General features: G+C 66.9%; 14 protein-coding genes. 7 read left to right on the forward strand and 7 right to left on the reverse strand.

Annotation, left to right across the window (positions count from 1 at the left end; genetic code table 11):
• Window positions 1-2: 2 nt before the first annotated feature.
• Window positions 3-1,352 carry a cytochrome P450 gene (locus QA609_RS19985; RefSeq protein ID WP_278304428.1) on the reverse strand — a complete coding sequence of 450 codons (1,350 nt, stop codon included), beginning with the start codon at window positions 1,350-1,352 and terminating at the stop codon, window positions 3-5.
• A 246-nt stretch (window positions 1,353-1,598) separates the two neighbouring features.
• Between QA609_RS19985 and QA609_RS19990 the strand changes: the two genes are divergently transcribed.
• The gene (locus QA609_RS19990; protein ID WP_278304389.1) at window positions 1,599-1,772 is read left to right on the forward strand and encodes a hypothetical protein; all 174 of its coding nucleotides are present in this window, start codon (window positions 1,599-1,601) and stop codon (window positions 1,770-1,772) included.
• An 81-nt stretch (window positions 1,773-1,853) separates the two neighbouring features.
• Window positions 1,854-2,645, forward strand: coding sequence for an NAD-dependent deacylase (locus tag QA609_RS19995; protein ID WP_278304390.1), 792 nt, complete (start codon window positions 1,854-1,856; stop codon window positions 2,643-2,645).
• Between the two features lie 51 nt (window positions 2,646-2,696).
• Here QA609_RS19995 and QA609_RS20000 read toward each other — a convergent pair whose 3' ends face one another.
• Both QA609_RS20000 and QA609_RS20005 read right to left on the reverse strand, forming a co-directional pair.
• Window positions 2,697-3,221, reverse strand: coding sequence for a winged helix-turn-helix domain-containing protein (locus tag QA609_RS20000; protein ID WP_278304391.1), 525 nt, complete (start codon window positions 3,219-3,221; stop codon window positions 2,697-2,699).
• Window positions 3,222-3,381: 160 nt separating this feature from the next.
• Entirely contained in the window at window positions 3,382-6,216 is a 2,835-nt protein-coding gene (locus QA609_RS20005; RefSeq protein WP_278304392.1) for an ATP-dependent helicase, read from the reverse strand.
• A gap of 270 nt (window positions 6,217-6,486) precedes the next feature.
• Here QA609_RS20005 and QA609_RS20010 point away from each other — a divergent pair, with 270 nt between their 5' ends.
• On the forward strand, window positions 6,487-7,395 hold the full coding sequence (locus QA609_RS20010) for a hypothetical protein (protein WP_278304393.1): 909 nt from the start codon (window positions 6,487-6,489) through the stop codon (window positions 7,393-7,395).
• A gap of 14 nt (window positions 7,396-7,409) precedes the next feature.
• On the opposite strand, the gene QA609_RS20015 is transcribed toward QA609_RS20010, so the two are convergent.
• Window positions 7,410-8,471: a zinc-dependent alcohol dehydrogenase family protein gene (locus QA609_RS20015; protein ID WP_278304394.1), complete on the reverse strand. Its 1,062-nt coding sequence runs from the start codon at window positions 8,469-8,471 to the stop codon at window positions 7,410-7,412.
• A gap of 88 nt (window positions 8,472-8,559) precedes the next feature.
• Between QA609_RS20015 and QA609_RS20020 the strand changes: the two genes are divergently transcribed.
• The 3 genes from QA609_RS20020 to QA609_RS20030 all read left to right on the forward strand — a co-directional run bounded on the left by QA609_RS20020 (window position 8,560) and on the right by QA609_RS20030 (window position 14,196).
• Window positions 8,560-9,294, forward strand: coding sequence for an MBL fold metallo-hydrolase (locus QA609_RS20020; protein WP_278304395.1), 735 nt, complete (start codon window positions 8,560-8,562; stop codon window positions 9,292-9,294).
• A gap of 160 nt (window positions 9,295-9,454) precedes the next feature.
• Entirely contained in the window at window positions 9,455-13,435 is a 3,981-nt protein-coding gene (locus QA609_RS20025) for an MMPL family transporter (protein ID WP_278304396.1), read from the forward strand.
• A complete protein-coding gene (locus QA609_RS20030) occupies window positions 13,432-14,196 on the forward strand; it encodes a helix-turn-helix domain-containing protein (RefSeq protein WP_278304397.1) in 765 nt (254 codons plus the stop codon). Before QA609_RS20025 ends, QA609_RS20030 begins: the two co-directional genes overlap by 4 nt.
• Window positions 14,197-14,254: 58 nt before the next feature.
• On the opposite strand, the gene QA609_RS20035 is transcribed toward QA609_RS20030, so the two are convergent.
• The gene (locus QA609_RS20035) at window positions 14,255-15,640 is read right to left on the reverse strand and encodes a polysaccharide deacetylase family protein (protein ID WP_278304398.1); all 1,386 of its coding nucleotides are present in this window, start codon (window positions 15,638-15,640) and stop codon (window positions 14,255-14,257) included.
• Window positions 15,641-15,820: 180 nt separating this feature from the next.
• On the opposite strand from QA609_RS20035, the gene QA609_RS20040 reads away from it, so the two are divergent.
• Window positions 15,821-16,213: a hypothetical protein gene (locus tag QA609_RS20040; RefSeq protein WP_278304399.1), complete on the forward strand. Its 393-nt coding sequence runs from the start codon at window positions 15,821-15,823 to the stop codon at window positions 16,211-16,213.
• Window positions 16,214-16,219: 6 nt separating this feature from the next.
• On the opposite strand, the gene QA609_RS20045 is transcribed toward QA609_RS20040, so the two are convergent.
• Window positions 16,220-16,675, reverse strand: a complete 456-nt coding sequence (locus QA609_RS20045; protein ID WP_278304400.1) for a MaoC/PaaZ C-terminal domain-containing protein — start codon at window positions 16,673-16,675, stop codon at window positions 16,220-16,222.
• Window positions 16,676-18,637 (reverse strand): 3-hydroxyacyl-CoA dehydrogenase NAD-binding domain-containing protein, encoded by a 1,962-nt coding sequence (locus tag QA609_RS20050; RefSeq protein WP_278304401.1) that lies wholly within the window; start codon window positions 18,635-18,637, stop codon window positions 16,676-16,678.
• Window positions 18,638-18,676 lie beyond the last annotated feature (39 nt).

Below are 18,676 nucleotides of genomic sequence, written 5' to 3' on the forward strand. Positions count from 1 at the left end.
GGTTACCGCTCCCGGACGGTCATCGGAATCTCGTGTTTCGGACGGGCGGTGATCGTCGCCATCAGATCGAGCTCCTCCGTTCCGGGAACGAGCTCGAGGTGGTACTCCTGGTAGATCGTCGCGAGGAGGAGTCGGGCCTCGAGCATGGCGAAGCGGTCGCCGATGCACCGTCGCGGCCCCGCGGCGAACGGGAAGTAGGCCAGTTTCGGCAGCTCGGACTCCATCTCGTCGGTCCAGCGCTCGGGATGGAAGGCGAGGGGATCGTCGTACCAGCGCGGATCGCGGTGGACGACCCACTGGTGCATCCGGACGGTCGCCCCCGGTTGGATCTCGTAGCCGCCGACGATGTCGGGCTTGACGGGCTCGCGGACGATCCCCGGCACGGGCGGGTAGAGCCGCATCGATTCCTTGACCACTCGTTCCGTGTACTCGAGGGCGGGGAGATCCGCCATCGTCGGCGTCTCCCCGCCGAGTTCGGTCTCGAGCTCCTCGACCAGTCGCCGTTCGACGGCCGGGTTCCTCGCGAGGAGGTGGGCGGTAAACGTCAGCGACAGGGCGGTCGTCTCGTGGCCGGCCAGCAGCAGCGTCACGACCTCGTCGCGGATCCCCTCGTCCGAGAGGGCGTTCCCGCGCTCGTCGGTCGTCTCGAGCAGCTTCGAGATGACGTCCCGATCGGTCGGGTTCGTCCGTCGCTCCTCGATCAGCGGATAGATGACGGCGTCGAGCCTCTCGCTCGCGCGTCGGATGCGCCGCCTCGATGGGGTCGGCACCCCCGACGGAAGGACGAGATGCGAGAGGCTCTCGGTGGCGAGCATGAACTCCTCGAGACTCTCGCCGATCGTGTCGACGTGGTCGTCGATGTCGACGCCGAACAGCGCTCGGGCGACGATCCGCAGCGTCACCTCCATCATGTCTTCGTGGAACGGACGGGTCTGGCCGTCCTCCCACTCCTCGAGTGCGTCCTCGGTGAACCCGGTCATCATCCCGGCGTACTCCTCGATCCGGTCGGGGTTGAACGCCGGCTGGATGAGGTGGCGGTTTCGCCGCCAGACCGCGCCCTCGCTGTTGAGGATACCGTTTCCGGTAACCGGTCGGAGTATGTGCTGGAACTGGTCGCCCTTGACGTAGTTCTGGTTGTTCCCGACCAGCACCTGCTCGATGTAGTCGGGGTGGTTGAGCTGGTACACCGTTCCCATCGGATCCTCCCACGAGGCGATGTCGCCGTACTCGCGAGCGGTCTCGGTCATGAACCCGTACGGATCACGGAGGAAGGCGAGCTGGTTTCCGACGAGGGGGAGGCCGTCGGGTCCGGGCGGGCGATCGGCGGTCGAGCCGGGGCGGTTGTCGGCCATGCGACGGACCACGGAGTCGACGACCATTAGCGTCCTGCTCGATCCCCTCGTTGTTTTAGGCCGACCTAAAATGATTGTACCCGTCCTCCGTGTTGACACTTGCAATGATCGGCACGACGCTCGGACGCATCCGACGACACCCCGCGGCTCCTCGAGCTCGGCTTCGAGGAGCTCGCTGCTCGCCACGAGACGCTTCGGCGCCAGCGAACCCACTGTGAGGAGCTCGCGCGGGAGCGACAGCGAACGTTGCGGACGACGACGAACCGCGGCGTCGTCGGGGTGGATCACCGGCCGCTCGTCGACCGACTCTACCGCGACCGCTCGACCGCACACCCGGTGTTGACGGCCGTCGCCCGCCTGTCCGATCGCTGCGAACGTCGCGAACGGGCGGTTCGGGATCAGCTCGTCCGGCGCGTCTGAGTTCCTGCAGCGACTCGCGACCGTCGCCGCGGTTCGGCACGTCCCGTCTCGCTTTTGTCGATTCGGTTCCCACCGTCCGCTATGAACGACCTCGAGACGCTCGCCGAGGCGATTCGGAACGCCGACACCGCGGCCGTCCTCACGGGCGCCGGCATCTCGGCGCCCTCGGGAATCCCCACGTTCCGGGGCGACAACGGCGTCTGGGACCGCTTCGACGAGGGACAGTTCACCTACGGCCGCTTCCGGAGCGACCCGGAGGGGTTCTGGACCGATCGCCTCGAGCTCCAGGAGGCGATGTTCGGCGGCGAGTACGAACCCAACGCGGGCCACGAGGCGCTGGCGGCGATGGAGCGGGACGGCTCCCTCGACGCGGTCTGCACTCAGAACACGGACGGTCTCCACCGGGACGCCGCAGCTGCCGTTCGGGACGGCGAGACCGACGCGCCGAACGTCGACGGCGACGGCTCCGTCCTCGAGCTCCACGGCAACGCCCGCCGGGTCCGATGCACCGACTGCGGTCGACGTCGCGAGGGCGAACCGATCTTCGCGCGGGCCACCGACGGCGAGCTCCCGCCGACCTGCGACTGCGGCGGCGTCTACAAGCCCGACGTCGTCCTCTTCGGCGAACGGCTTCCGGGCGCCGTCATCCAGCGCGCGCAGTCGCTGGCCCGCGAGAGCGACGTCTTTCTCGCCATCGGCTCCTCGCTGGTCGTCGAGCCCGCGGCCTCCCTGCCCCGGCAGGCCGCCTCGAGCGGCGCGACCGTCGGCGTGATCAACCTCGAGTCGACGCCGTGTGACGAGACGGCCGACGTGGTCCGCCACGAGGACGTGACCGAGGTACTCCCGCGGCTGCGAGAGCTCGTCGACGCGTGAGCTCGGTCGTCGACGAACGGGCTCGAGGCCGCCACTCGAGGGGTCGCTTCGTCAGGAGGCGTCGTACTCCTCGCCGAGGTCCTCGTAGATCTCCGGATCGGTCCGGAACTTGAGCACGTTGTGGACCGCCGAGTTGCGGACGTTGGCGATGACGTTGCCGTACTCGGTGTAGCAGTCGTGGATCCACCGGGAGACCTGCTCGCGGTTCCGGAACATCATCACCGTCTTCCACTGGTACTCGCCGTCCGAGAGGAAGAAAAACAGGGTGTGTTTGTCCTCGCGGATGTGCTCCATCGCCTCGCGCCAGCCGTCGGCGAAGCCGTCGGTGTTGAACTTGAACTCGAACAGCGCGAAGATGTAGTACTCCTCGTTGGGGATGATCGCCTCCCGGAAGACGCCCTCGTTGCGCATCCGTCGGATCGACTCGCTGACGGTGACGTGGGAGACGTCGATGTCGTAGTCGGCTTCGAGTACGTCGGTCAGCTCCCGCGAGGAGAGCTGCGGGTCCTCCGCGAGCTCACAGAGGATCGCGATGTCGCGGTCCTTGAACTCCCAGTTCGGGGGGTCGTCGCTCATGGTTCCTACTAACGTGGTTTCCACTGTTTACGTGTTCGGTTCGCGCAACGGCTCGGAGTAGCGAGCGAATCGGTCGATCGGTCACCCGTCCGCCCCGTCGTAGGTGACGCGACCGCTTCCACTGTTAACTGCCGCTGGTAAGGGCCCGTCTCGGCGTTTCTCAGTTCTCCGTCGAGAGCCGCCCGAGCGACTCCTCGCCGATCTCTTCGAGGACGCGCTCGTGGAACGCCTGCAGGGCGGCACTCTCGTCCTCGGCGAGGACGACGTCGCTGGCCGACAGGGTCGCCAGTCCGAACGCCCGCGGGGTCGGCGAGTCCAGCAGCTGGCGCTCGACCGCCAGCTCGCCGGCGTCGATCGCCGCGACGATATCCTCGATCTCGGCGACGTTGAGCTTGTCCTCCAGAATTTCGCGGTAGGTCTCCTCGATCACCGCGAACTCCTCGAGGTCCTGCGCGAAGCCCAGCAGCATCTCGCTCGAGACCTGCTGCTCGCTGGCCGACTTCTCGTAGCCCTTGTACCGTTTGAGGATCATCAGCGCCCGCGTGGCGTTGATCCGGAAGTACCGCTGCAGGAGGTCCGTGCCCTCGAGCGCCGAGCGCAACTCCTCGCGGACGGTCGACGGATCGAGGTCGTCGAGGATCCCCTCGAGATCGATCTTGCGGTTCAGCGGCATCGAGAGGGCGAACCCGTTGTCGGCGACGGCGACCTTGACGTTGGCCGTCGCCTCCTGGGCGCAGTGGTACGCGAGCAGCCGGGAGAGGCCGTCGTTGACCTTCCGCCCGTAGTTCGAGTGGACGTAGTAGTGGCGCTCGTACTCGTTTCGGTCGCGTTCGACCTCGATCGCGAGTCGCTCGTCGGTGCTGACGCTTTCGACGCCCGCGTACCGAAGCTGGTGGTCGAACAACCGCGCGATCGCCCGGACGCTGTCGTCGTCCAGCGGAAACCCGCGCAGCCAACCGCGAACGCGGGAGGGGCCGCCCTCGGCGTAGTGCTCGAGCAGCTGGCGTTGAAACGCCAGGATCTCACAGCCCAGGTCGTACGACAGCGGCAGTCGCTCGGAGTACCAGGAGGGGACCGTCGGCCGGGCGCTCGTGTGGTCGACGTACACCTTCGACCCCCGGCGGTAACGGTACTCGAAGTGGTTCCCGCCGAGGACGAAGACGTCGCCCTTCTCTAAGGTGTCGAGGTAGTTCTCGTCTAACTGGCCGACCCACTCGTCGCTCGCACGGGTGTGGACGTCGCAGGTGAACGAATCGGGAATCGTCCCGATGTTGGTCATGTAGATCACCCGGGCGAGCCGGCCGCGCTTGCCGATCAGGGGTTCGCCGACCGGGAACCCCTCGTGGTGGTGTTCTCCGCCGGGCGGGTCGTTCTCGTCGCGCCAGATCTTCGCGTAGACGTTCTTCTCCTCGAGCCCGGCGTACTCGGCGGTGAGGTACCGACAGAGCGACTCCCACTCCTCGTCGCCGTACTCGCGATAGGGGTACGCACGCTCGAGGATCCCTCTCACCTCGCTCTCGGGACGGATCTCGGCGATCGCCATCCCGTAGACCTGCTGGGCGGCGACGTCCTGGGCGTTGCGCGGGATCGACACCGAGTCGACGAACCCGTCCTCGGCCTTCTTCAACATGACCGCACACTCGAGCAGTTCGTCCCGATCCAGCGCGATCACCCGGCCCGTGACGGTCTGGCCGACGCGGTGGCCCGCCCGTCCGACCCGCTGGAGCAGGGCGGCGACCGACTTCGGCGAGCCGACCTGCACCACGAGATCGACGTGTGGCATGTCGATCCCCAGCTCGAGACTGGTCGAGGACGTGACCACCTCGAGGTCGCCGCTCTTCAGCCGTCCCTCGACGTCCTGGCGGACCTCCTTCGAGAGGCTGCCGTGGTGACAGCCCGAATTGTCCTCGTCGTAGGCGTCGAAGCGCTCCCGGAGGTTGTGCAGGACCCGCTCGGCGCCCGACCGGGTGTTCGTAAAGACGAGCGTGTTCGTGTGGCTCTGCACGTGCTCGTGGAGCATCTCGTAGAAGCGGTCCTGGACGACCTCGCGGGGGGTGTGGATCAGGTCGTCGGTCGGCGACTCGAGTTCGATGTCGAACTCGCGGGCGAAGCGGGCGTCGACGATCTCGTACTCTCGGGGTGCGCCCCTCGGCTCCTTCTGCCCGACCAGAAACTCCGCGACCTGCGAGAGCGGGTCGATCGTCGCCGAGCAGCCGATACGCGTGATCTCGCCCGTGGCCATCGCCTCGAGTCGCTCGAGGCTCACCGAGAGGTGGGTTCCGCGCTTCCCGCCCGCCAGCGAGTGGATCTCGTCGACGATGACGTACTCGACGGTGCGAAGCTTCTCGCGGAACTTCGGGGAGTTCAGCAGGATTGCGAGCGTCTCCGGCGTCGTATTCAGGATGTGGGGCGTCTCCTCGAGCATCTTCTGGCGCTCGCTCGAGGGGGTGTCGCCGTGGCGGATGGCGTGGCGGATCTCGCCGACGTCCTCGCCGTTCCTCGCGGTTTCACCGCCCGGATCTTCCGCGGCGCCACGCGCCGCGCGGTCCTCCGCTATGGACTCGATTCCCTCGAGGGGGAGTTCGAGGTTGCGGTGGATGTCGTTGGCCAGCGACTTCAGCGGCGAGACGTAGAGACAGTAGACGGAGTTCTCGAGGCCGGCGGACTCGTCCGTCGCCGCGGCCTCGGCTTCCCGATCGCGTCGATAGAGTTCGTTGATGATCGAGAGAAACGACGCCAGCGTTTTGCCCGAACCGGTCGGCGCACAGATCAGCGTGTTCGTCCCGCCGTGAATCTTCGGGATCGCACCCTTCTGGGGCGGCGTAAAGAAGCCATCGTTCTCGGGAACGAACTCGCCGAACTCCTCGAGCCACCACTGCTGGACCGCGGGCTCGAGCAGCTCGAAGACGTCGCGGTCCTCGATCGTGGCGGCGTCCGGATCGAAGGGCAACTCCTCGTCGGCGAGCGGCAACTCGAGCCCGTCGGTCCCGTCCATCACCCCGACCTGGGAGGCCGCGGTGTAAGAGGGTTTGGCCAGCGGAGTGAAAGTGGTGCGGTTGGCAGTCGAGATCAGATGTCTGCACCTGCAAGTCCCACGTATATCTGCCCGTTCGGTGCGAGAAAGAGACGAACCGCGTCGCGCAACGACGTGAACCGCAATCCCGGATCGGGAGTTTCGGCCCGCCAGGAGTCGTCCGCGACGACGTACTGCAGCCGCACTCGAGCGGTCGACGGGCTCGAACTCGCCTCGAAGGTTTCCGAAACTATGACTCGAATCACTCGACGCGCTCTGCTTTGCGGTCTCTCGCTGTCGGCTGGCGTCGGCGCGCTGTCGGCGGCGTCGCTGAAGCGATCGAGGTCGACGTCGGACACCGGAGCCGTGGCCGACGGACTCGAGTTCGACCCTCGCGCCGACGCGTTCGGCTTCGATAACTACGCGACGCCGCCGGTTCCGCCGGAGCCGACGGAGTTCGTTTCGAGACGCGACCTCCGCGAGGAGCTGACGGGCCGGCTCGAGACCCCGCTTGGAACGCGAGTAACCGACACCTTGCAGGCCAGCTCGGGACCCCGGCTCCGGACGGTCGTCGACGAACTCTACGCGAACGCCAATCGACTGTTCGGCACGAGGGGGTACTGCTACGGAATGGTCGCGACCGCGCAGTGGTACTGCGAGGAACCGACGGCTGTCCCGCTCGAGCGCGAGTCCGCCAGCGAGATCGAACACGTGAACGAACCGCTCGAGGACGACGCAGCCGCGCCGGTTCGGGACGACATCGAGCGGTTCCACCGCCAGCAGTTCCTCGACGCCGAGTCGTGGCTTCGGCGGTGGGCGCTTCTCGATCCCGACTGGATCGACTACGAGGCCCAGGAGCGCCACCTTCGCGCCGCGATCGACGAGTTCGGATCTGCCGGGATAACGATCTCCGGCGCGGACGTCCTCAACGGTCACTACGTGTTGCTGTACGACTACGACGCGAACGATGACGACGTCGTCTTCGCCGTCTACGATCCGAACGACGCGGCCGACCGGTACGTCTCGGACGATCCTCCCGTCGTCGGGATCGAGACGGCTACCCACGAACCGCTGCTCGGATCGTACGCGGGGACGTACGACCGGTTCCTGTTTATTCCAGCCGACAGGACGATCAGCGCCCGCGGCAGGGTCGATCGGTAGCACCGCGAACCCCGCTAAAAGTCGGTGACGACCTCGACGCCCCGCGTCTCGTAGTCGGACATCGCCGCGAGCCGATCCGAGACATCCTCGAGCCCGACCTCCCTCGTGACGAGCGCGTCGGGCTCGAGCCGACCCGACGCAATCAGCCGGAGCAGTTCGTCGTACCGGGAGGGCGGCATCCCCCGCGAGCCGACGACCGTGACGTCCCAGCGGGTGAGTTCGTCCATCGGCAGGGCGATCTCGCCGCGCTCGGCGTCAGTGGTGAGCCCGACCTGGACGTGGGTCCCCCGGGTGCGGAGACAGTCGACGCTGTTCCGACAGGTCTCGGCGCGGCCGAGCGCGTCGACGGAGACGTGGGCGCCTCCGTCCGTCGCGGACTCGACCTCGGCCGGAACGTCGACGCCGTCGCCCGCGGTCACCGTCGCGTCGGCGCCCAGTTCGGTCGCCAGCTCGAGGGGGTCCTCGCGGATGTCGACCGCCACGACGTTGGCCCCGAGTGCGCCCGCGATCTGGACGGCTGCGAGGCCGAGCCCCCCGCAGCCGTGGACGGCGACCCAGTCGCCGGCGGCGAGGTCGGCACGGTGGGCCAGCGCGTGGAAGGCCGTGACGTAGCGACAGCCCAGCGCGGCTGCCTCGGTCGTCGAGACCGCGTCGGGAAGCGCGACGGCGTTGAAGTCGGCGTGTGGAACGCCAACCTGCTCGGCGAACGCGCCGGGGACCGTCTCCTCGAATCCCAGGGCGTAGCCGTCCTCACAGACGTTTCCGTGGCCGTTCCGACACTGCGGACAGGCGCCCTCGCCGAGGTTGAAGGGGATCGCGACGCGGTCGCCGAGCTCGAATCGGTCGACGCGGTCGCCGACGCTGGCGACGGTTCCGGCGGGTTCGTGACCAAGGATCTGTCCGATCGGCACCTGATCGTCGGCCCACTCGCCGTGGCCCTTCCAGGCGTGCCAGTCACTCCGGCAGATTCCGCAGGCATCAACGTCGACGACGACGCCGTGGGGATCGGGCTCTGGACCCTCGACCGACTCGATCGACAGGGGCTCGCCGTAGGCTTCGAGTACTGCAGCGCGCATACCGAAGCGTCGCGGGCGAGCGAGTAATCGCTGACGGATGCGGCGACCGAGAGCCAGCCTTATCGGGTGTGCGGTCCCAGAGTCGGACATGCGCGTCACCTTTCTCGGCACGGGCAGTGCGATGCCCACGGGCGAACGCTTCCAGACCGGGCTCCTCGTCCAGGACGAGGGCCGATCGCTGCTGGTCGACTGCGGCTCCGGCGTCCTCCACCGGCTCCAGCAGTCCGGCGTCGGCTACGAGAGCGTCTCGACGGTTCTGTTGACGCACCATCACCTCGACCACGTCGCCGACCTGCTGCCGCTGATGAAGGCCCGCTGGCTCGCCGGCGAGGAACACCTCGAGGTCGTCGGCCCACAGGGTACCAAGTCGCTGGTCGACGGCCTGCTCGAGGTCCACGAGTACATGCAGGGCAAACTCGAGTTACAGGTCCGGGAGGTCCACCCCGGAGAGTTCTCGGTCGCAGGGTTCGACGTCTCGGCCTACGAGACCCGTCACTCGCTGCCGTGTCTCGCCTACCGGTTCGACGACCGCTTTACGTTCAGCGGCGACAGCGAGGCGTTCGCCGGACTGGCGAACTTCGCTGAAGGGTCCGCGATCCTGGCTCACGACTGCTCGTTTCCAGACGACGTCGACGTCTCGAACCACCCGACGCCCGAGACGCTCGGGCGCGAACTGGCCGGCCGGGAGATCGGTCGGGTCTATCTCACGCATCTCTACCCCCACACGGAGGGCCGCCACGAGGAGATGCTCGAGTCGATCGGCGCCCACTACGACGGCGACGTTCGCTTCGCCGAGGACCTGACGACGGTCTCGATCGAGTAGCTCACGGCGCGAATTTCCTCCGCTCAGCGCTCTCTGACCAGCGACGGTGCTGCCGACCGCGGGTTCGGAGATCCGAACAGGTATATGCGGCGAGTTTGTAGGATCGTAACAACAGAATGTCCCTCCCAACCCGATCCGCCCGCACTCCCGAGGTGAGCGGATGAGCCTTCCGTATCGGCTCTCGGAACTGATTACGTCGTACTCCAAAATCGTCATCGTCGCGTTGCTGTTGACCACGGCGCTCGTCGGTGCGGGAATGCCGATGGTCGACGACGACTCCTCGCTCGATCAGTTCGAGGGCGAGTCCGCAGAGGCCGAGGCTCTCGAGGAGATGGACGACAACTTCGCCGCGGACGGTGACGAGAACACGACTTCGGTCCAGCTGATACACAGAGACGAGGGCGGGAACGTTCTCTCACAGGAGTCGCTGATCACCTCGCTCGAGTTCCAACAGGAGATCCGCGATAACGAGTCGATCAACGCGACGCTGGCCGACGACGACCCGATCACCGGCGTCGAGAACATCCTCGCGATAACCGCGATCACGAACGAGGAGATCGACGAACTCGAGGAGCGCGGCGAGGAGCTCGAGGACCGCGAGGCCGAACTCGAGAACCGCAGCGACGTCCTCGAGGAGGGGCTCGACGAGGTCCTCGAGCTCCAGCGCGAGTACGAGGAGGCGTCGGCCGACGGCGACGAGGCGACCGCCGACGAGCTCGAGGCGGAGATCGAGGCGACGGTCGACGGGACGGTCGACGAGGCCGAACTCGACGCCGACCAGGCTGACGAGTACGAGGCGTTCGTCGAGGACGCCCGTGAAGTCGAGACTAACCGCTGGACCCTCGAGCGACAGGCCGAGTTGCCGCCCGAGGAGCTCCCCGAGTACCAGGAGCTCGAGGAGGCCCTCGACGAGGTCTACACCGGCGCCACGGTGGGCGTCCTCGCCGAGGAGTTCGAGGCCCTCGAGGAAGACGCCGCAGCGCTCGAGGAAGAGCAACAGGAGCTCGAGCAACGCGGCGAGGAGCTCGAGGAGCGCGAAGCCGCCCTCGAGCAGCGAAGCGAGACCCTCGAGGACGGACTCGAGGAGGCACTCGCGATCCAGCGCGGAGCGCTAAACGAAGGTGGCGACGCCGCCGTCGCCGAGGTCGACGACGAGATCGACGCGACGGTCGAGGCGGCAGCGACCGAGGCCGAACTCGACGCCGAGCAGACCGCTGAGTACGAGGAGTTCGTCGATCAGGCACTCGGAATCGACGCTACTCGATGGGGGATCGAACAGGCGAGCGACGATCCCGAAAACGCCCCCGGCTACCAGGAGCTGACCCAGAACCTCGAAGAGGTGACGCTCGGCGCGACCGTCGGCGTGCTCGAGGACGAGTACGCACAGCTCGAGGCCGACGCCGCCACGCTCGAGGCGGACGGACAGGAGCTCGAAGAGGACGGACAGGAACTCGAACAGCGGGAGTCCGAGCTCGACGACCGCGCGACGACGCTCGAGGAGGGGCTCGACGAGGTCCTCGACCTCCAGCGCGAGTACGAGGCGGCCGCCGAGGCCGGTGATGACGCGGAGGCCGAGGAGATCGAGGCCGAAATCGAGGCGACGATCGAGAACGCCGCGGCCGAAGCGCAGCTCGACGCCGAGCAGACCGACCAGTACGAGGAGCTCGCCGAGCAGGCCCGCGAGATCGAGTCCAACCGCTGGACGATCGAGCAGCGACCGGACGATCCCGAGGAGATTCCCGAGTACCAGGAGCTGAACGAGGCTCTCGAGGGGATCTACGCCGGCGCGACGATGGGCGTCCTCGAGGAGGAGTACGAACAGCTCGGCGACGACGCGGAGGCGCTCGAGGAGGCCTGGGACGAGTTCGAAGAGGACGACGAGACGCCGTCGCTCGACGAACAGATCGAGGCTCTCGAGGGCTTAGACGACGAGGAGTTCGAGGATCTCATCCGGGAGGTTCTGGACGAGGATGACGACGGCAACGAGGGGGCGGCGCTCGGCTTCATGCCCTCGGATTACGAGCCCGGCTCGACCGAAGCCGACGCCCGAATGACGCTCGTCAGCCAGGAGACGGCCGGCGGCGACGACATGGAGATGGGCGGCGAGATGGACGCGACGCTCGAGACCCAGCTCGATCTCCGCGAGCTCGCGACCCAGCACGAACAGGAGTACGTCGTTTTCGGTGCCGGGATCATCACCGACGAGATCGAGAACTCGATGGGCGACAGCTTAGCGATCGTCGGTCCGCTGGCACTGCTGTTCGTCGTCGGCGCGCTGGCGATCGCCTACCGCGACCCCCTCGACATCGTCATGGGGGTCGTCGGGATCGGCGGCGTGTTGATCTGGACGTTCGGCTTCATGGGGTGGGCGGGGATCGCGTTCAACCAGATGATGATCGCCGTTCCCGTGCTGCTGATCGGGCTCTCGATCGACTACGCGATCCACGTCTTCATGCGGCATCGAGAACAGCGCGAGGCCGACGGGGAGACCAGCACCGTCCGCGGCTCGATGACGATCGCGCTGGCCGGCGTCGGCGTCGCTCTCGTCTGGGTGACGGCGACGACCGCGATCGGCTTCCTCGCGAACCTGGTGAGTCCGATCGCTCCGATCCAGGAGTTCGGCATCGTTAGCGCGTTCGGGATCGTCGCCGCCTTGATCATCTTCGGTGGCCTGATCCCGGCGCTAAAAGTCGAGATCGACTCGCTGCTCGAGTCGCGGGGCTGGGATCGGCGCAAGCGGGCGTTCGGGACCCGAGAGGGCGGGTTCACGAGCGCGCTGACGGTCGGTTCGGAGGCGGCCCGGAAGATCCCGGTGATCGTCCTGATCGCCGCGCTCTTGCTCACGGCGGGCGGCGTCTACGGCGCGACCCAGGTCGACACCAGCTTCGAGGAGGAGGACTTCCTCGCGGAGAGTCCGCCCGGCTGGACCGAACACCTGCCCGGACCGATGGCGCCCGGCGAGTACCAGGCCGCCGACGACCTCGAGTACATCAACGACAACTTCCAGCGCGAGGACACGCAGGCGCAGATATTAGTCGAGGGTGATATCACCGACGACGGGGCCTTACAACGGCTCGAGCAGACCCAAAGCGAGGCGGCCGACAGCGACGTCGTCTACACGCTGCCGAACGGCGAGGCGGACGTTCGGGGGCCGCTGTCGGTGATGGAAGACACCGCCGCGGAGAACGAGTCGTTCAACGAGTCGTTCCAGGCCGCGGATACGAACGGCGACGGCGTTCCCGATCAGAACGTCGAGGCGCTGTACGACGAGCTGTTCGAGGTCAACGAGGACGAAGCGAGCAGCGTCATCTATCGGACCGACGGCGGCGAGTACGAGTCGGCTCGGCTGATCGTCGCGACCGACGGCGGTGCAAACGTCGGCGACGTCACCACCGAGTTGCGATCCATCGCCGGCGAGCTCGACGCCGCCGGCACGGGTGACGAGCGCAACCTCGATGCGGGTGAGGGCGAGCTCAACGCCTTCGCCACCGGCGATCCGATCGTCAACTACATCGTCGAACAGGACCTGCTCGAGACGGTCCTGCAGAGCCTCATGATCACGCTCGTGGCCGTCTTCGCGTTCCTGACGGTCGCGTACAAGCTAACCGGCAACAGCGCGACCCTCGGGGCGGTGACCCTGCTCCCGGTCGCGTTCGCGGTCAGCTGGATCCTGGGGACGATGTACCTGCTCGGGATGCCGTTCAACGTGCTGACGGGGATGATCACCAGCCTCACCATCGGGCTCGGAGTGGCCTACAGCATTCACGTCAGCGCCCGGTACACGCTCGAACTCGAGCGCCAGGGCAACGTCTGGTCGGCGATGCGGACGACCGTGACGGGAACCGGCGGTGCGTTGCTGGGTAGCGCCGCGACGACCGTCGGCGGCTTCGGCACCCTCGCCTTTGCGATCCTGCCGGCGCTGCGGCAGTTCGGGATCATCACCGGGATGACGATCATCTACTCGTTCCTCGCGAGCGTGATCGTCCTGCCGACGCTGCTCGTACTGTGGACGCGGTACTTCGGCCCGGACGTCTCGTTCGATCGCTCGAGGGCGGGAGCGACGACGCCGGCCGCCAGCGACGGCGGGACCGAAATGGAAACGGACACGTCGCCCGAGCACGCAGGGGAGGACGAACCGTGACCGACGACGAGAGCGAGGCCATCGACGCGTTCGAGCGACTCGGCCTCACGAGCTACGAGGCCAAGGTCTTCATCGCGCTCCACCGGCTGGGGTCGGGGACCGCCCGCGACGTCGCGAGCGTCACCGACGTCCCGCGATCGCAGGTGTACAGCGTCGCCGAAAGTCTCGAGGATCGGGGACTGCTCGAGGTCCAGCAGTCGAGCCCGATCCGGTATCGACCGGTCAGTATCGACGAGGCGGAGGAGACGCTTCGAAACCGCTTCGAGCAGGAACGGGAGCGAGCCTTCGAGTTCGTCGACTCGGTCACGCGGGAGTCGACGACCGAGGAGACCCAGGAGGACATCTGGACGGTGCGGAGCCGCGATCGGGTCGACGACCGCGTCGTCGACCTCCTCTCGCAGGCCGACGAGGAGATCCTCTTCGGGACCCGCCTGACGGAGCTCGTTACGCCCGACATCGAACGGACCCTCGAGGAGCAAGCGACCAACGGCGTCTCGATCACCGTCATCAGCAGAAACGAGGCCGTCCGGGACCGCCTGGGTGCGATCGACGGCGTTGCGACGGCCGTTCCGCCGGCACACCGCGACGACGATCAGCGTTCGGGCCGGATCGTGATCGCCGACGAGGACAGTCTCCTGTTGAGCGTCGTCGACGACGACGACAGCGAGACGGCGATCTGGAGCGCGGGATCGCTGTTCGCCTCCGTGCTTATTCAGCTCATCGAGGCGAGCACGGCGACGCCCGAGTCGGAAACGAGGTAACCGTCGCCGCGCCGCGCTCGAGCCGTAGTAGCCACCGAACGTCAGCGCACAAATAATTTCAGTCGTTACGACGGTGGCCCTCGCGGCGCATCCGCCAGAGATCGTCGATGTCGATGACCTCGACACCGTCCTCGCTATCGATGTGCCCCAGGAGCTCCTCGTAGTCGTCCTCGTCCATCGTGTTCTCCAGGTCGAAGGCGTGGAAGTTCAGGATCGTACACTGGCGGTGTTCGGCGGCGAGATCGACACACCGCGTCGCGATCTCGAGGTCGTGGCCGATCGTTCGCGGGAGCACCAGCGGATCGAAGCCGTAAACGCCGGTGAGGTTGACGTCGCCGGCCTGGTTGAACCCGCCGGCGTAGTAGTAGTCCGTCGCGACGTCGAGGACCGTCTGATCGAAGCTGTTGTGCGGGTACGTGATGTAGTGACCGCCCTGCAGGTCGTTGTCGACGGCCCACTGCTTGTCGCCCTCGAGGGATTCCCTGAGCTGGTCCTCCTCGAGGTCCTCGAGGAAGACGTGAGAGCCGTGGGCGATGATCTGATCGCCGGCCTCCTGGCGTTCCTGTAGCTGCTCGAGGGTCAGGACGTCGTCCCGGGACCCCTGGGTCCACTGCCGAACCGCCGACTGGACCGCGTTGACGCCGTACTCGTCGTGGAGCGGACTCGCGGTGTCGTAGAAGTCGGGGGTCCCGTCGTCCCAGCAGAGCACGACGTACCCCGTCTCGGGTTTGTCGTGAACCCGGAGGTCGTCGACCCACACCTCGGCCTCGTCGGTGTTGTAGACGAGCAGCTGGATCCGTTCGACAGCGTCGCGCTCGAGCGGCGTCGACCCCTCCTCGAAGACGCCCGGGTTCGTCCGGAACCAGCCGACGTCGGACGCGCCGTACGAGACCGAGCGGAGCTGGTGGTGTGTCGATCCGCCGGAGGCGTCTACGAGCCGGACGTCGATCGCGACGTTTCCCGGCGTGGTCGTTCGCACGGCGAGCGAGAGCTCGCGGTCGGTGAGGTCCGTCGATTCGATCTCCCGCTCGACGATGACGTCCTCGCCATCCTCGGCGGTAAGCCGGAGGCTCTGTGAGCCCTCGAACGTGATCTCGTCGTCGGGCTCCGCCGACCCCCGAACGACGTCCCACTCGTCGGCGTCCTCGAAGTCGTCGAACGCCTCCCCGGGCTGGCCGAACTCCTCGCGGCTATCGTACTCGGTCTCGAGTGCGAGTTCGGGAGACTCGATCTCGTCTTCGTCCTCCTCGTCTTCGTCTTCGGGTTCGTCGTCACCCTCGTCCTCGGTATCGTTCTCCGGCGGGTCATCGTCATCGTCCGGTGTCTGATTCGTCGTCTCGTCGTCCTCGGACGCGTCGGAGTCGGAACAGCCGGCCAGACCGGTGGCCATCGTCGCTCCGGACAGCGCGAGGAATCGTCGGCGAGTGTTCGGTCGGTCCGTCATATTCTAATACTAGTTGAAATTCAATAAATATTATACTTTTGTCCGATTCGTTGACGAATCGGCTCGCATCGGCGAGAGTCGAGATTCGAAGTCCCGAGGCCGATCCGAACGGGTTTTCCGGGCTCTCCTTCCACACGAAAGCCCCGCCCTCTTCCCGTTGCCGGCGCTACGACAAGCGCTATGATTGGCGCACTCACCGTCGGGAAGAAGGCCGTCACGTTCGGGTACAAACGCTTCGGCGTCCCGGGAGCCGTCGCCTCCGGAGGAATCGCACTGGCGGGATACGTCGCCGTCCGTCGAGCGCTGCAGTCGGCCTCGGAGTCGGGCGACGTCGATTCGGCCATCGACGCGACGACGATCGAATCCGCGGTCGAGGACGACGGTATGGGCGCGGTTACCGACGCCGAGGTTCTCGAGGACGCGATCGACCGGGACGAACTCGAGTCGGACGTCGAGATGGACGACGTCCAGTCGGACGTCGAGGACGAGGCCGACGCGGCCGAGGACGAACTCGACGACGTCGAAGACGAGGACGACGCCGATGCGACGGACGAAGCGGACGACAACAGCTAAACTCCGTCACTTTACGAGCGTCAGTAGCTCGCAGGAGAGCGCAACCGACCCGTCGTCCGCCACGAGGCGCGTCTCGTAGCGGGCGAGCCCGCTGCCCACGGGGTGATCGCGGGGCTCTTTCTCGAGGAGTTCGGACTCGGCGTGGACCGTCGTCCCCATCGTTACGGGCTCGGTAAAGCGCAGCGAGTCGACGCCGTAGAACGCCACCGTCTCGGGTCGCTCGTGGCGGTGCTGCCAGAGCAGCCCCGTCGTCACGGCAAACAGCAGCGCGCCGTGGGCGATCGGCTCGCCGAACGGCAGGTCGGCCGTGTAGCTCTCGCTCAGATGGAGCGGGTTGAAGTCCCCGCTAACGCCTGCGAACTCGCGTACGTCAGCTTCGGTGAGCGTCCGCGAATGGGTAACGACCTCGTCGCCGACCTCGAGGTCGTCGAACCGAACCCGATCGTCGTTCGCGTCGCCCATCTACCGGCCCTCGAACTCCGGCTCGCGATCCTCGGCGAACGCGGCGGTGCCCTCGCGGACGTCGTCGGTGCCGAGCAACAGGCCAAAGCCCTGACTCTCCATCGCCAGCGCCGCCTCGAGGCTTGCGTCCTCGCCCCGGTTCATCACCTTCTTTGCAACCTCGAGGCCCAGCGGCGGCCCCTCGCGCAGGTCGTCGACGAACGCCTCGACCGTCTCGTCGAACGCCTCGCGGTCGACGGCCCGGTTGGCGAGCCCCCAGTCGGCGGCCCGCTCGGCATCGATGTGGTTCCCGCGGAAGACCAGCTCCTTCGCTCGAGTTTCCCCGAGGACGCGCATGAGTCGCTGGGTCCCGCCCCCGCCCGGAATCAGCCCGAGGCCGATCTCCGGGGCGCCGAACGACGACCGTTTCGTCGCGATCCGCAGATCGCAGGCAAGCGCGAGCTCGAGACCCGCGCCGAGACAGTAGCCGTCGACCTTCGCCAGTACGGGTCGGGGGAACTCGCTGACCGTCTCGAAGGCGGGCGTGACGTCCATCGCGTCGGTGGGCTCGAGCGAGCCGAAGCCGCCGATGTCGGCCCCGGCGCTGAAGGCCCGGTCGCCGGTGCCCTCGATCGTCGCGCAGCGAATCTCGTCGGTGTCGACCGTCGAGAAGAGGTCGTCGATCTCCTCGAGCAGATCCGCCGAGAGAGCGTTCATCCGCTCGGGGCGGTCGAGCTCCACCTGCAGGACGCCGTCCTCGACTGTGGCGTTCAGGTAGCGGTAGGAGTCGAGGTCGCTCGCGCCGCCGTCGCCGTACTCGTGAAAGCCCGCGCCGGCGTTCTCGCCGGTCTTTCCCGCCGCGACGAGCTCGCGCAGGTACGGGTGGGGCTCGAACCGGTCGTCGCCGCTCTCCTCGAGGCGGCTCTCGAGGGTCTCGAGGACGGCATCGAGCCCGATCTTGTCCGCGCGACGGCAGATCCCCTCGGGGAAACCGAGACCGAGGCGGACGCCGATATCGATCGCCTCCGGCGTCGCGACGTCCTCGCCGACGAGGTACGCCGCGCGGTTGATCATTCGGGCCTCGACCTGGAGCGTGTCGAACCCCTCCCCCTGGCCGGGTTCGTAGTCGGGACCGTCCCCCTCCTCGTAGTCGTAGAACCCTTTGCCAGTCTTCTTCCCCAGTTCTTCGGCCTCGACTTTCTTGGCCATCACCGGGGGAACGTCGTCGCCGGCTTCCTTGCGGACGTGGTAGCCGACGTCGATCCCCGTCAGGTCGGCGAGTTCGAACGGTCCCATCGGGTAGCCACGTTCGTGGACCATCGCGGCGTCGGCCTGGCGAATGTCGGCGTCGCCCTCCGAGACCATCCAGGCGGCCTCGCCGATGAACGGGCCGACGATGGTGTTGACGACGAAGCCCCGCACGTCCTTGCGGACGTAGATCGGCGTCTTGCCGATCGACTCGACCCAGTCGTGGCCGGCCTCGGCCGCCTCGTCGCTCGTCTCTGCGCCGTAGATGACCTCGACGAGATCCATCTTCACCGGCGGGTTGAAGAAGTGCAGGCCGAGGACGCGCTCGGGGGTGTCGACCGCCTCCGCGATGTCCGTGATCGGCAGGCTCGAGGTGTTCGTCGCCAGCAGGGCGTCCTCGTCCGTGTAGCGCTCGAGGTCGGCGAAGATGTCGTGTTTCAGCTCGAGGTTCTCCGGCGCGGCCTCGATCACGAGATCCGCGTCGGCGACGGCGTCCTCGAGGTCGGTCGTCGTCTCGATCCGCTCGAGGATCCCGTCGGCGGACTCGTCGAGACGGTCTTTCTCCTCGAGTTTCTCGAGACTCCAGCGAATCGACTCGTAGCCGTCCTCGACGTACTCGGGCTCGATATCCCGGAGGGCGACGTCGTACCCTGCGATCGCGGTTACCTCGGCGATTCCGTGACCCATGTTCCCCGCGCCGAGGACGGCGACGCGTTCGATGGTGTCGTCTGACATGGCCGTGTGATCGATCGGAGTCGTCTTAACTCCACCGAA

The sequence above is a fragment of the Natronococcus sp. A-GB7 genome, assembly GCF_029688865.1.
Classification (GTDB): Archaea; Halobacteriota; Halobacteria; order Halobacteriales; family Natrialbaceae; genus Natronococcus.